Annotated in this window: 8 protein-coding genes and 2 pseudogenes; 3 read left to right on the forward strand and 7 right to left on the reverse strand. The window is 70.2% G+C overall.

Annotation, left to right across the window (positions count from 1 at the left end; translation table 11 throughout):
* The first annotated feature begins 31 nt into the window (after positions 1-31).
* Positions 32-1,804, forward strand: coding sequence for a pyridoxal phosphate-dependent aminotransferase (locus ACFY3C_RS32750; protein WP_390773344.1), 1,773 nt, complete (start codon positions 32-34; stop codon positions 1,802-1,804).
* Positions 1,805-1,916: 112 nt separating this feature from the next.
* Here ACFY3C_RS32750 and ACFY3C_RS32755 read toward each other — a convergent pair.
* The 4 genes and pseudogenes from ACFY3C_RS32755 to ACFY3C_RS32770 form a co-directional block, all read right to left on the reverse strand.
* Positions 1,917-2,768, reverse strand: a pseudogene (locus ACFY3C_RS32755) (arabinan endo-1,5-alpha-L-arabinosidase); the annotation flags it as partial.
* Between the two features lie 287 nt (positions 2,769-3,055).
* Complete coding sequence (locus ACFY3C_RS32760; protein ID WP_390773345.1) at positions 3,056-3,931, reverse strand: geranyl diphosphate 2-C-methyltransferase; 876 nt, start codon at positions 3,929-3,931, stop codon at positions 3,056-3,058.
* Between the two features lie 61 nt (positions 3,932-3,992).
* Positions 3,993-5,558 carry a family 2 encapsulin nanocompartment cargo protein terpene cyclase gene (locus ACFY3C_RS32765; protein ID WP_390773346.1) on the reverse strand — a complete coding sequence of 522 codons (1,566 nt, stop codon included), beginning with the start codon at positions 5,556-5,558 and terminating at the stop codon, positions 3,993-3,995.
* Between the two features lie 45 nt (positions 5,559-5,603).
* A complete protein-coding gene (locus tag ACFY3C_RS32770) occupies positions 5,604-7,034 on the reverse strand; it encodes a family 2B encapsulin nanocompartment shell protein (protein WP_390773347.1) in 1,431 nt (476 codons plus the stop codon).
* 328 nt (positions 7,035-7,362) lie between these two features.
* Between ACFY3C_RS32770 and ACFY3C_RS32775 the strand changes: the two genes are divergently transcribed.
* On the forward strand, positions 7,363-8,124 hold the full coding sequence (locus ACFY3C_RS32775) for a hypothetical protein (RefSeq protein ID WP_390773348.1): 762 nt from the start codon (positions 7,363-7,365) through the stop codon (positions 8,122-8,124).
* Positions 8,125-8,145: 21 nt separating this feature from the next.
* Here the strand turns inward: ACFY3C_RS32775 and ACFY3C_RS32780 are convergent, their stop codons facing one another.
* Both ACFY3C_RS32780 and ACFY3C_RS32785 read right to left on the reverse strand, forming a co-directional pair.
* On the reverse strand, positions 8,146-8,796 hold the full coding sequence (locus ACFY3C_RS32780; protein WP_390773349.1) for a DUF4360 domain-containing protein: 651 nt from the start codon (positions 8,794-8,796) through the stop codon (positions 8,146-8,148).
* A gap of 178 nt (positions 8,797-8,974) precedes the next feature.
* A pseudogene (locus tag ACFY3C_RS32785) lies at positions 8,975-9,404 on the reverse strand (RrF2 family transcriptional regulator).
* A 105-nt stretch (positions 9,405-9,509) separates the two neighbouring features.
* Between ACFY3C_RS32785 and ACFY3C_RS32790 the strand changes: the two are divergent.
* Positions 9,510-12,485, forward strand: a complete 2,976-nt coding sequence (locus tag ACFY3C_RS32790) for a beta-galactosidase (protein WP_390773350.1) — start codon at positions 9,510-9,512, stop codon at positions 12,483-12,485.
* 6 nt (positions 12,486-12,491) lie between these two features.
* Here the strand turns inward: ACFY3C_RS32790 and ACFY3C_RS32795 are convergent, their stop codons facing one another.
* Positions 12,492-14,006, reverse strand: coding sequence for an alpha-N-arabinofuranosidase (locus tag ACFY3C_RS32795; protein WP_390773351.1), 1,515 nt, complete (start codon positions 14,004-14,006; stop codon positions 12,492-12,494).

Raw genomic sequence — 14,006 nt, forward strand, 5'->3', positions numbered from 1 at the left:
CCGCCCGGGCCACCCTTCGACGGAGGTTCCCTTGCCTGACAACGTCACCTCGTTGTTCCGCGACACCGCAGCGCACAGCCCTTCGATGGCGGCGCTGGCGCGGGAGAGCGACGGGTCGGGCCCGGTGGACTTCTGCATCCCGTGCAATCCGTACTTCCCCACTCCCACCATGTTCGAGGAGCTGGCGGTCCGGCTGCGCGAGATCATCACGTACTACCCGAGCAGCGCCGACACCATCACGGCCGAGCTGTGCAGTCTGCTCCAGCTGCCGCCGCAGTGCGTGGCAATGGGCAACGGCTCGACGGAGCTGATCACCTGGATCGACCATCTCCTGGTCCGTGAGTCCCTGGCCATCCCCGTCCCCACGTTCGGCCGCTGGACCGACCAGCCGATGGAGACCGGCAAGCGGGTCGACATGTTCCCGCTCCAGGAGGCGAACGGCTTCGCGCTGGACCTCGCCCAGTACGCCGAGTTCATCCGCGCCCGCGGCACCCGTGTGGCGGTCATCTGCAACCCGAACAACCCCGACGGCGGCTATCTGCGCAAGCAGTCGGTGGTGCAGTTCATGGACGCGATGGCGGACCTGGACCTGGTGGTCGTGGACGAGTCGTTCCTGGAGTTCGCCGACGCGGAGGCCGACCCGAGCGTCGTCCAGGAGGCCATGCTCCGGCCCAACGTGGTCGTGCTGCGCAGCCTCGGCAAGAACTTCGGCCTGCACGGCATCCGCTTCGGCTACCTGGTGGCGAACCCGGCCCTGGCCGGCCGCGTCCGCTCGATGCTTCCGAAGTGGAACCTCAACTCCTTCGCCGAGCACGTGGTGTTCATGCTGAAGGAGCACGGTGCCGAGTACGCGCAGAGCCTGATGCAGGTGCGCCGGGACCGGCTGGAGATGGCCAGCCATCTCTCCGCCCTGCCCGGCCTCACCGTCTATCCCTCCCAGGGCAACTTCCTCTTCGTGCGCCTCCCCGTGGGAGCCGAGGGCACGGTGGTCCGGGACCGGATGCTCACCGAGCACCGGATCCTGGTCCGCGAGTGCGGCAACAAGATCGGCTCCTCCAGCCGCTTCCTGAGACTCGTGGTGCGCCCCCAGGTCGACGTGCGTCGCCTGGTGTCCGGCCTGGAGCAGGTGCTCTACGGGACCAGGAGGGGAGCCGCCGTACCCGAGCTGGGCACAGGGACCAGCTACAGCTCGGGTACGGCGGCCGTGGATCGGCTGGTGAGCGCGACCAACGGCGCCGGAGTGCCGGGGCTTGCCGCGCAGGCCGTCGGCACCGGCGCCGTCCCGGCCGCCGGCACCGGCATGCCGCTCCCCGCCGCCGCAGCGCCGACCGGCGGCGGGATGCCGATGCCGGCGGCAGCTCAAGCGGTGCCGGTACAGCAGCCGACGCCGGCTCAGCCGGTACCGGCCCCGGTACAGCAGCCGGTGGCCCCGGCCCCCGCACCGGTACCTGTCCCCGCACCGGTACCTGTCCCGGCGCCTGTTCCGGTGCCGGCGCCTGTCCCGACTCCGGTTCCTGCACCGGCGCCGTACCCGACACCGGTACCCGCACCCGCCCCTGTCCCTGTCCCCGCGGCTCCCGCCCCCGCCCCTGTCCCCATGGCTTCTGCCCCCGCCCCTGTCCCGGCCGCCCCGCTCGGCCCCACCCCGCCGGGTGTCCCGGCCCGCGGGGGCCTCACGGCGGCCCAGGTACGCGGCATGACGGCCCCGGGCACCCCGGCGGCCGATCTGACCCCGGCCCCGGCAACCGGCTGGCCCAACGCACAGAGCTGGCCGAACGCGGCGGGGATGGGGCAGGCGGGCTAGCGGACTGTCGGGCCGGCGGTCCTCAGGAAGCAGCCGTCCCTGCTCGGCACGAACGTGGTGAAGTGATCGGCGGCGGAGGCGGAGTAGTACAGCCACCGGTGCGCGCCCGGCGCTAGTACGCCACCGGCCAGCCCGTGCTCCAGCTCAGCAGGTTGACGCCGAGTTTCGGGGTGCCGTTGTCGTTGGCGTCGTAGTGGTAGACGATCAGGTCGCCGTCGGTGTCGTGCATGACGGACTGGCCGCCGGGGCCGATGACGCTGCCGTGCGACTCCAGGACCGGGGTGCCGCCGTTGGCGGTCATCGCGACGCCGTTCTTGTCCTAGTAGGGGCCGGTGACGGAGGTGGCGCGGCCGACCTTCACCTTGTACGTCGAGCTGGTGCCCTGGCAGCAGACGTCGTAGGAGGCGAAGAGGTAGTAGTAGCCGCCCCGCTTGACGACGTCCGGCGCTTCCACGGCCTTGCTGCCGGTCGGGCGGGAGGCGAGGGCGTACCGGGTGGTGTCGCCGGCGTACTGCTTCCCGGTGGACGGGTCGATGCGGATCACCTTGATGCCGGTCCACCAGCTGCCGAAGGACAGCCACCACCTGCCGTCGTCGTCCACGAAGAGGTTGGAGTCGATGGCGTTGTAGTCGCTGGAGGTGGTGGAGGTGTAGACGACGCCGTAGTCGGTCCAGGAGCCCGGCAGGCCCGTCGTCGAACCGGCCAGTCCGATCGCCGACTTGTTGGACCCGAACGTGGAGACCGCGTAGTACATGAGGTACTTGCCGCCGTGGTACGAGATGTCCGGCGCCCAGGCCTCGGTGGCGTACGACGACCACCAGCTCGGCTTGGCGGAGAAGGCGTCGGAGCCGGCGGTGAAGGAGATGCGGTCGGTGGAGGTCTTGTAGGCCAGTCCGCCGCCGGTGGAGTAGAGCAGGTAACGGCCGGCGGAGGTACGGATCATGGTGGGGTCGTGGACGACGACGTCACAGTTCTCACATCAACTCTCCTGTCTCATCAGGCATCTTGACGGTCCGCCGCTTTGCCCAACTGACAGCCTGCGGACAGCAAGCGTTTCTACGGTGCCGTCTCCATGACAGAGAACTCAGATGCCCGCCCGGTCGGGCGCCGCACCGTACTGATCGCCACCGGCACCACGGCCGCCGCCCTACGGCTACACCGGCACCCTCACCCTGGGTGTGTCCGGTTGACCGAAGGTCCTCTGACCCACGCGCCCCTTGGAGCCTGGCTCGGCTCCAAGGGGCGCGTGGGTCAGATGCGGTCGGCCGCGATGAGGAGGTAGTGGAAGCTGCCCTCCTTGTAGGCGGTCAGGAACGGATCCTCGATGCCCGTGGCCACGGACGACTTGGCGCGCAGTTCCCAGTAGGGGATGGTGTCGGGGGTCAGGTCGACGACCTGGATCGGCACCAGGTTGTTGGCGGCGAGCGCCTTGAAGTACTCGCTGCGCGGGTGGATGTTGCAGGTGTAGTGCTCGTCGATCCGGCTGACGGCCTTGGGGCGCATGCCGGTGACGTCGTTGGAGCAGCCGGTGATGCAGACGTAGCGGCCGCCGTACTCCAGCAGGCGCGAGAACTCCGCGAAGAGTTCGAAGAGGTCGACGTACATCGTCGTCTCATTGGTCCAGATCGCGCGGCGCGAGCCGGTGTCCAGGCGGGTGTCGAGCATGTTCCGGAAGTGGAAGCGGACCCGGTCGGTGACCCCGCGGTGCCTCGCCTGGTCGTTGGCGAAATGGACCTGCTGCTCGGAGATGCTCACGCCGTCGACGTGGCAGCCGAAGCGGGCGTTGGCCATGAAGCTGGTGCCGCCGCGTCCGGAACCGGCGTCGAGGAGGCGGTCGTCCGGGGTGATGTCCCCCAGGTGGTCGAGGAGCACCTCGGCCTGGGCGGTCTCCAGGCGGTGCATCTCCTCGATCATGCGCTGGTCGCGGTTCTCCGGCGCGCCGGCCAGCACCGAGGGGTCCCAGTCGCCGAGGCCGTAGTGGTGGTGGTAGAGGCCGTCGACCTCGCCGAGCTTGATGTTGACCGGGTCCTTCTCCTTGTTCCAGTACTCCGCGACCGACTTCTGGTAATCGGTGCGCAGGACGTCGCGCATGGCAATGCTTTCCATCTGGATGGACATCTTGGACATGGCAGGCGTTCCTTACTGAGGTGGGGGGGAATGCGGTGAGACGGAGCGGGGTGGGGCGGGGTCAGGCGGCCTGCGCGTCGGCGTGGTAGCGGGCGCTGCCCGCGTGCCACTCGCGGTTGCCGCCGAGCCAGGCCCAGGTGCTCGCCATGAAGCGGCGCAGCTCCGGGGAGCCGGTCGCACAGAGCGCGGCCGCTTCCGCCTCGAAGGTGTGCATCAGCTCGTTGTGGATCCCGACGGTGCGGTCGACCGCCTCCCGTGGCGAGCAGCCGTCCTCGGCGACGATCAGCCGGGGCAGGCTGAAGTCCGTCGGGCCCTCCTTGCCCATGGAGTAGAGGTCGTTGACGATCACGCTGGCGGTACCCGCCATGGTGAACGCGCGCCGGACCCGGGGGTCGGCGAACTCGCCGTAGGGGATCTCGTATCCGGCGACCGCGTCGACGAGCACCATGCACGGGACGAAGCTGTTCTCGTGCCGGTGCATCAGGAACTCCCACACCGGCGGGGTGTGCCCGGCGGTGTGCCAGTACCCCTCCTGGTTGTAGGCGATGAACATGATGCCCAGCTCGTGGCGGAGCCGGCGCACCTGGGAGGTCGTCGCGTACGTGTGGAGGTTGCGCAGGCTGTCGCGCAGGGCGCGCATGACCGGGTCGGCCCGTACGACCTCTTCGAGCTGCGGGGCGTAGGCGAGCGGCAGGTGTGCCTGGTCGATCACCGAGTGGGCGATGGCGAGCCGTTGCCCGAGCTGCTCGTGCCGGGCCTCCTCCGCCTCGCCGTCCACGTAGTGGTCGTCCACGGCCCACTCCGACAGCGCGCACTTGGCGGCCGCGAGCAGCCGGTCGGGGTCGTCCGACTCGGGATGCGCCAGCATGATCAGCCGACCGAAGTCGGCGGTGCGGATCTTGTCGAGCTGGCCGGGGTAGATCCCGACCTCCTCGGCCCACTCGACCAGCCGCTCGGTGACGGTCTCCCCCAGGGCGGGATCGTCGCGCATGGCGGGCGGACAGTGCAGCCCCGGCGCGGGATCGGCCGCGGCGCCGCCTCCCGGCGGGGCTCGGGGGTGGTGGTCAGCTGGCGGGGCTCGGGGGTGATGGCCTTCCGGACGGCCGCGCCTGATGTTCCGAGTCCGGTGGGGCCGTTGGGCAGTACGGCCGTGAGCGTTGACGTGGGCGCCGGCGTGGGCGGGGTAGTCGCAGTCGGCGGGGGTACGGAAGGTGCCGCCGGAGTGGGCGACGGTAGGGGAGGTGCCGCCGAGGTAGGGAGCGGTACAGAAGATGCCGCTGGAGTCGGCAGCGGGAGGGACGGTGCGACGGTGCCGTCGGCCGTGGCGGGGCCGGACCCGGAGGGGTGCGGTGCAGCCGTGACGCCGGCGGAGATCCGCGCCGCGGACGTACCCGGCCCGGTCGGGCCGGAGGGCAAGCGCGGACCTCCCGGCAGGCGCAGACCCTCCAGCAGGCGCGGCCCCTCCGGCGGGCACGGTCCGGGCGGCGCCGACCCCCGCGGAACTGACCCACTCGGAACTGACCCACGCGGAACCGGCCGCCCGGCGGGCCCGGCCCGCCGGGCGGCCGGTTGGCCGAGGTCGGTGGGCCCGTCGCCAGCAGGGCCCGGACCAACCCCGCCACGTCATGGGTCGCGGCGGGTGCCGTGACCCGGGAGATCAACGACACCGTCGTCAGCTCCCGTTCGTACGGGCGATCTCGACGTTCTCCAGGACACCGAGGGCGTCGGGCACCAGGACGGCGGCCGAGTAGTAGGTGCTGACCAGGTAGGAGATGATCGCTTTCTCGTCGATGCCCATGAACCGCACGTTCAGGCCCGGCTCCACCTCGTCCGGGATCCCGGTCTGGTACAGGCCGATGACGCCCTGGTCGTCCTCGCCGGTACGCATGGCGATGATCGACGACGTGCCCTGTTCGCTGATCGGGATCTTGCTGCACGGCAGCAGCGGCACCCCGCGCCAGGCGGGCAGATGGTTGCCGTGCAGCTCGATGCCGCCGAAGTAGAGGCCCCGCTTGTTGCACTGGCGGCCGAACGCGGCGATCGCCTTGGGGTGGGCGAGGAAGCAGCGGGTCTTGCGCCGCATGCTCAGCAGCTCGTCCATGTCGTCCGGGGTCGGCGGGCCCGAGTAGGTGGAGATCCGCTGGTCGAAGTCGGCGTTGTGGAGCAGGCCGAACTCCTCGTTGTTGATCAGCTCGTGCTCCTGCCGCTCCCGCAGCGCCTCGATGGTCAGCCGCAACTGCTGCTGCGTCTGGTTCATCGGCTCGTTGTAGAGGTCGGCGACCCGGCTGTGCACCCGCAGCACGGTCTGCGCCACGCTCAACTCGTACTCGCGCGGGGAGAGCTCGTAGTCGGCGAAGGCATGCGGCAGGGTCGCCTCGCCCGCGTGTCCCGAGCTCAGCTCGATCACCGCTTCGCCCGACCGATTCACCTTGCGGTGCCCGTCGGAGCTGATCTGCTGCACGTGCCTGCGCAGCGCCTCGTGCCGGTCGGCGACCGCCTTGTACGCCGTCATCGGCAGCGCCAGCACCGTGGTGGCGGTCGTCGCGCGGGCCGTGAACTCCCACTTCTTGGCCTGCCCGGCCAGCACCTGACCGCCGAAGGTGTCCCCGTCGGCCATCAGCCCGAGCACGACCTCGTCCCCGTACGGCCCCTCGCCGATCTTCTCGACCTTGCCGTGCGCGATCAGGTACACGTGATCGGCCTTGCGGCCCGCCTGGACGATGACCTGGCCCGGCGTGAAGTCCTTCTGCACGAACTTGTCGGCCAGCGCGCCGAGCACATCGGTGTCCGAGAAGCCGCGCAGCAGCGGCAGTTCGCCCAGTTCGGCGGGGACCACCTGGACCTTCGAACCGGTCTTCACGAAGGACACCCGGCCGTCCCCGATGGTGAACGACAGGCGGCGGTTGACCCGGTACGTCGCACCGGGCACGTTCACCCAGGGCAGCATGCGGGTCGCCCAGCGGGAGCTGATGCCCTGCATCTGGGGTTCGGACTTGGTGGTGGTGGCGAGATTGCGCGCCGCCGCGGTGCTGAGGCTCTGCTGCTCCCGCTGCTGGGCCGACTCCGCGCCCGCGGCCGGTGCTGTCGCCGTCTCGAGTGGCATGACTCTCCCTCGGATCCCGTGACACATGAGAACGCGACGACGAGGCGTCGTCACGCTGCGCACACAGGACTACCAGAGTCGCGATCACGTTGAGTAAGCAAAACAGGCGGCGCACGAGGAGAGCCCCGCTCACAACTCGCGCCCCCACGCGCCCCAGCCGAAAAGAATGGCCGCTCAGATCACCCACAGGTCAACGTCGAACCACTGACCACTCATGCGAGCGTCAACACACACAGTAATCGAATTACGTAGAGGCGGCGCCAAGCCGCCCACTTCCCCCCGACAGCAACCTCCAGGAAACTCACCACAGTTGATCTATGCTCCCCATATGACCATCAACGGGGCCCTCGCCGACATCCTCGACCGTGGCGCCGCCGCGTCGGAGTCGCAGCAACTGCTCGCCACCCTCGCCGATCACGGCGTCTTCGTGCCCGTGCAGGCGAACGGGTCGGTGATGTTCCTGCGGAACAGCGAGGACGGCAGCCCTCTCCTCCCCGGCTACGTCAGCGAAGCGTGCTGCGCCGAGCGGTTGCCGGAGGCGGCCGGGGCCGTCCACTGCGACGCCCTGCGGCTGCTGGACATCTCCCAGCAGACCGGCGTCGGTGTCCTCGCGCTCCACTCGGCCACGAACTGGGCGAGCGTACCGCTGCCGTTGCTGTCCCAGACGCTGCGCGAGCGAGGTCAGCAGGCCGGAGGGCAGCAGCTGAAGCTCACCTGGTCGACACACCCCGTCGCCGTGGCGCTGCGCGATGCCCTCGCCCGGCGGATACGGGACTTCCCGGCCGTCCGTACGGTCTGGGTGTCGCACGCGCGCCGCATGGACACCGGGTTCGAGTACCTGATGCTGCACATGGCCGTCGACGAGCCGCTGCCGTCGGCCTCCGCCCACCGGCTGACGGAGACGCTGCTCGGCGGGGAGGTGGTGCTCGGGGAGGGAAGCCCCCAGGTGGCCATGCTCGCCCTGAACACCACCACGCACGCTGCGACGCTCGCCGAGTTGGAGCGCATGGGCCTGGACACCGTGCGTTCCGATCCTGCCACCGGGCGCGTCGAGGTGGTCTCCCAGGAGTTCGACGCGCCTCAGCAGTAGTCGGTTACGTCTCGGCTTACGTCACTTGCCCGGGCACGTCTTCCACGCCATGTGGTACACCGTGCTGATGTCCCCGTCGGTCGAGTCCATCGTCATGAAGCTCACCTTGCCGGGAGCCTGGGTGCCCGCCGACACCCGCAGCTCGGTGTTGATGTTGAAGTTGCGCAGCACCCCACAGGGAGCCCAGACCAGCTGGGCCCAGTCGGTGCTGTCGGTGGCCTGCCAGTCGTCGTTGTAGGGGCCGCCGAACGGGTGGGTCTTGGCCGCGGTGTTCGGCGAGCCCTGGAAGTAGTACGAGGCCTTCTGCGTGCCGGTCGCGCCCTGCTGGAGCGAGAGGAAACCGCGGTAGTCCGCGCTCGCGATCGCGTAGGTGAAGCCCTGCGGGACGTGCACGACGAGGTTGAGCTGACAGTTCTTGCGGAAGGCCGTGGGGTCGGAGTTGCCGCCGGCCTGGGCGAGGTAGTCGCTGTAGGTCACCGTGAAGGCGGTGTTGTCCGGGGAGACGGCCACGGCGGCCGTGCCCGCGGGACAGCCGGAGCCGTTCACCGTGGCCACGTCGATGACGATCTTGTCCGGCGGCGGGTCGTCGAAGACGGGGGAGGAGGTCGAGCCGGGTATCGCGGTGGTGAGGAGAGCGGCTACGGCACCGCTCAGGAGGAGTCCACCAGCCATGCTTTCTCCAGTTGTCGAGTGGGGGGTTTCGGCCTCCGACCCGTCCGTTCAACCTTGCAGAAGCTGTGTGGAACCTGTGAAAGAGGGGGAGGCGAGGGAATCGTAGGAAGCCCCGCTCCGCCCCGGGAGGGCGAACTCCGGCCATTCACTTCGGGCCGTTCACAGGCCGCCCGGCGGGCTACGGGTTCTCCCACGCCGCCGGCTCCGCCGCCAGGGCCCGTACCGGCTCCGGCAGCGCGTCCGCCGCGAGGTCGGCGATCGTGACGCCCTCCAGGATGCGGCGGACGTTGGCACGCAGAGCGATCCAGAGCGGCAGCAGCGGCTGGGCCGTGCCCGTGCAGGACAGGGCCGTCGGGCGTTCTCCGCGTACCGACACGATCGGGCCGTCCGCCACCCGGATGACGTCCGCCACAGTGATCGCGGCCGCGGCCCGGGCCGGCCGGTAGCCGCTGGCCCCCGCCGCGCCGACTGCCGACGATTCCGGCGCGCCGGAGGTCGCCCAGGATGCCCTCCGGGAACTTGTGCGGAATGTCCTGTACAGCGGCGATTTCCTCGGCCTTCATCGGGGTGTCACCCTCCCGTACGGGCGGCTCCAGTACCGCCCGCACCGCCTAATCCGCCCGCGCCGAGATCCTCATGGGTCCATTGTGGGGCGTATCTCCATGGAGAATGGCCGGACCGCGCCCCCGTAAGATCGCCCGGGAGGATCCACCTTGGCGCTCAGCAGACGTACCTTCAGTGCCCTCGCCGGCTCGGCCGCGCTCGGTTTCGCCCTGGGCGGCAGCGGCGGCCCCGGGGCGCCTTCGGCGTACGCGGCGCGCAGTGTGCCGACCGGTCCGGCGCCCGCCCCGCCGCGCGCCGACGGGCAGCACCACACGATCGGGTACGACCACTACTCGCTGCTGGTCGACGGCCGGCGGCTGGTCGTGTGGTCCGGCGAGATGCATCCCTTCCGGCTGCCGAGCCCGTCCCTGTGGCGGGACGTGCTGCAGAAGATGCGGGCGCACGGGTACAACGCCGTGAGCATCTACGTGTCGTGGAACTACCACTCCCCCGCGCCCGGCCGGTACGACTTCTCCGGGGTCCGGGATCTCGACCTCTTCCTGCGGATGGCCACCGAGACCGGGCTGTACGTCATCCTGCGGCCCGGCCCGTACATCAACGCCGAGGTCGACGGCGGCGGCTTCCCGGGCTGGCTGACGGCGACCAACGGGACGGCCCGCACCGCCGACCCGACCTATCTGTCGCACGTCGACGAGTGGCTGACCCGGGTGAACCGGATCGCCCGCCGGCACCTGTTCACCCAGGGCAAGGGCACGATCCTGCTCTACCAGATCGAGAACGAGTACGACTCCCACGTCGGCGAGGCGACCGGCCGGGACTACATGTCCCACCTGTACAAGAAGGTCAGGGACGACGGGATCGACGTCCCGCTCTTCCACAACGACAAGGGCAGGAACGGCCACTGGGTCCCCGGCGCGTTCGACACCGGCGGGGAGCGGGGCGGCTGGCTGTACGGCTTCGACGGGTATCCGTCGCCGTCCCAGACGCCGCCCGACTGGGGCACCTTCGGGCCCGGCGGGCCGACCGGCGGGTCCACCGCCTCGCCGCGCACGCCCGGGTTCATCCCCGAGTTCGGGGGCGGCTGGTTCGACCCGTGGGGCGGGTCCTGGTTCGACGGCAAGGGGTACGCCGAGTCGCGGCGCACCCGGGACGCGGCCTACGAGCGCCGCTTCTACCTCACCAACCTCGCCAACGGCATCACCCTGCACAACGTGTACATGACGTTCGGCGGGACGTCGTGGGGCTGGCTGCCCGCACCGGTCGTCTACACGTCGTACGACTACGGGGCCGCCATCGACGAGGCGCGCAACGTCACCGACAAGATCGCCCCCATGCACCAGCTCGGGCATCTGCTGCAGCGCGTGCCCGACTTCGCCCGGCTGGACCGGGCGGCGGAGGTCAAGGCGGAGGGGCTGAAGGTCTACCACCTCTCCAACCCGGACACCGGCACCCAGGTGTACGTGGCCCGCAACGACGGGACCGAGCCGGTCACCACCGACCTGCCCACGGACGCGGGGGACCTGAAGATCACCGTGCCCGCGCGCGACGCCCGCATGCTGACCACCGGACTCCGCCTAGGCCACCGGACGCTGAAGTACTCCACCACCCAGCCCATGCTGTGCGTGACGGCCGGGCGGCAGGACATCGCCGTGTTCGCGGGCCGCCGCGACGACATGGCGGAGCTGGTCCTGAAGTGCCCGGAGGAACCGTTCGTCACCCGGCTCGACCCGGAGGGCGCCTGGGCGTACGACAGCAACGAACTGCACGTCAACGCGATCCTCGGGCAGGGCGGTCTCACCCGGGTGCTGGTCGCCAAGGGCGAGAGCGACATCCCGCTGCTGCTGCTCTTCGCCGACGACGCCACCGCCGTGCGGATCTTCCCGTACGACACCCCGTCCGGCACCCTGCTGGTGTACGGCCCCTCGCTGCTGCGCCACGCCGAGGTGCGCGGCTCCGAGGTCCACCTGACGGGTGACGTCACCGAGGAGACCAGCGTGGAGGTGTGGGGGCCGCGCGGGATCACGAGCCTGGTGTGGAACGGGCGCAAGGTGCCGACCCGGATCACCATGTCCCAAAGCGTGATGACGACCGGGATGCTGCCCTCCGTGCCGGAGGTCGTGCTGCCCCGGCTGGACCGCTGGCGGATGCGGACCGAGAACCCGGAGGCCGGGCCCAACTTCGACGACTCGTCCTGGAAGAAGGCGGACCGGACGTCGTCGTACAGCATCACCCCGGTCCCCGAGGACCAGCCGGTGCTGTTCGCGGACGACTACGGCTTCCACTACGGAGACGTCTGGTACCGGGGCACGTTCAGCGACTCCGCCGGCATCGAGGAGGTCTCGCTCGCCTACACCACGGGCACGCAGGGCCTGCTGATGGCATGGCTGGACGGGGAGCCGCTGGGCACCCACCGGATGCCCGTGCCGGACAAGAACACCACGGTCAGGAAGGGCAGTTGGGACGCCACCGCGGTCTTCCCGGTGGACGAACGGCTGCGCTCGCCCGGCCGGCACGTGCTGTCGGTCCTGGTCCGGCGCATGCAGCACGACCAGGACGGCAAGGCGCTGGACACCCACAAGGCGGCCCGCGGCCTCACCGCCGCCCTCTTCAAGGGGGCCGCGCCGAAGGTGACCTGGCGGATCCAGGGCGAGGCGGCACCGGACCCGGTGCGCGGACCGCAGAACAACGGCGGCCTGTACGGCGAGCGCGAGGGCTGGCACCTGCCCGGCTTCCGCGACAGCGACAGCGACTGGAAGGCGGTCACCTTCCCGCGGGCCGAGCGGCGGCAGGGCGTGACCTGGTACCGGACCAGCTTCCGGCTGTCGGTCCCGGCCGACATCGACGCCTCGATCGGTCTGACCCTGGAGGACGACCCGTACCGGGCCTACCGGGCGCAGATCTTCCTCAACGGCTGGAACATGGGCCAGTACATCAACAACGTCGGCCCGCAGCACACCTTCGTCCTGCCGAACGGCATCCTGCGCACCCGGGGCTCCAACACCCTGGCGCTGGCGGTCCTTTCGGAGTTCACCACGGAGTCCGGCCCGGGGAACGTCCAGCTGACCCTGCTGGGCCGGGCGACCGGGGGGACACCGGTGACTCCGGTGCTCTCCCCCGGCCGCTGAGACCACTCAGGCGAGCCTGATCACGTTCCAGGACAGGGGCTCCAGCACGGCGGTGAGGGTGCCGTCCCGCAGGGCGGTGCCCTCGACCGGGTGCGGGGCGACCCGCTCGGGGTCGTCCAGGGTGTTGCGGGCGTCGGGGTCGGCGTCCGCGAGCGCGCTGTGCTCGGTGACGTGCGTCAACTCCAGCCCGTTCAGGGCGACTTCGAGGGGCAGGGCGTCCGTACGGCTGCGGTTCACGGCGAACACCGTGACCGTGCCGTCGGCCGCGCGCACGGCCGTGGCGTGCAGCAGGTCCGTCTCGCCGTACTTCTTCGTCTCGTACGTCGGCGAGTCCACCCGCACGTCCAGCACCTCGCCCCGGCCGTACTTCGAGGCCTGCGCGAACGGGAAGAACGTCGTCTGCCGCCAGGCCGGGCCGCCCGGCTCGGTCATGATCGGCGCGATCACGTTGACCAGCTGGGCGAGACAGGCGACGGTGACGCGGTCGGCGTGCCGGAGCAGGGCGATGAGCAGCGAGCCGAAGACGACGGCGTCGGTGACGCTGTAGTTGTCCTCCAGGAGGCGGGGGGCCTCCGGCCAGCCGGTCCGGTCGAGGGTCCTCGCGTACTCCTCCCAGCGCGAGAGGTACCAGACGTTCCACTCGTCGAAGGAGAGGTTGATCCTCTTCTTGGACTTGAGGCGGGCGCCCACGTGGTCGGCCGTGGCCACCACGTTCTCGATGAAGGACTCCATGTCGACGGCGGAGGCGAGGAAGGAGTCCAGGTCGCCGTCGACCGGCTCGTAGTAGGCGTGCAGGGAGATGTGGTCGACCAGCTCGTACGTCTCCTGGAGGACGGTCGCCTCCCATGCGGCGAAGGTGGGCATGGACTGGCTGGAGGAGCCGCACGCCACCAGTTCCACGGAGGGGTCGATCTGGCGCATGGCCCGGGCCGTCTCGGCGGCGATCCGGCCGTACTCCTCGGCCGTCTTGTGGCCGGTCTGCCAGGGACCGTCCATCTCGTTGCCCAGGCACCAGAGTTTGATGCCGAAGGGGTCCTTGTCGCCGTGGGAGACACGGAGGTCCGACAGGGCGGTGCCTTCGGGGTGGTTGGCGTACTCCTGGAGTTCGAGAGCCTCGGCGACTGAGCGGGTGCCGAGGTTGACGGCCATCATGGGTTCGGCCTGGGGGCCGAGCTTCTTCAGGAACGCGATGTATTCGGAGAGGCCGAAGCGGTTGGTCTCGGTGGAGTGCCAGGCGAGGTCGAGGCGGCGGGGGCGGTCCTCAACGGGGCCGACGGAGTCCTCCCACTTGTAGCCGGAGACGAAGTTGCCGCCGGGGTAGCGGATCGTGGTGACTCCGAGTTCGCGGACCAGGTCGAGGGCGTCGGTGCGGAGGCCTTCGGCGTCGGCCGTGGGGTGGTCGGGCTCGAAGATGCCGGTGTAGACACAGCGGCCGAGGTGTTCCACGAAGGAGCCGAAGAGGCGGGGGCTTACTTCGCCGATGGTGAAGGCGGGGTCCAGCGTGAAGCGGGCGGGGTGCAT

The sequence above is a fragment of the Streptomyces sp. NPDC001410 genome, assembly GCF_042895235.1.
GTDB lineage: Bacteria > Actinomycetota > Actinomycetes > Streptomycetales > Streptomycetaceae > Streptomyces.

Coding starts and splice junctions, on each gene's coding strand:
- ACFY3C_RS32780 (WP_390773349.1), bottom strand. CDS start 8,796: ATGGCTGGTGGACTCCTCCTGAGCGGTGCCGTAGCCGCTCTCCTCACC.
- ACFY3C_RS32760 (WP_390773345.1), bottom strand. CDS start 3,931: ATGTCCAAGATGTCCATCCAGATGGAAAGCATTGCCATGCGCGACGTC.
- ACFY3C_RS32775 (WP_390773348.1), top strand. CDS start 7,363: ATGACCATCAACGGGGCCCTCGCCGACATCCTCGACCGTGGCGCCGCC.
- ACFY3C_RS32795 (WP_390773351.1), bottom strand. CDS start 14,006: ATGCACCCCGCCCGCTTCACGCTGGACCCCGCCTTCACCATCGGCGAA.
- ACFY3C_RS32765 (WP_390773346.1), bottom strand. CDS start 5,558: ATGACGTGGCGGGGTTGGTCCGGGCCCTGCTGGCGACGGGCCCACCGA.
- ACFY3C_RS32770 (WP_390773347.1), bottom strand. CDS start 7,034: ATGCCACTCGAGACGGCGACAGCACCGGCCGCGGGCGCGGAGTCGGCC.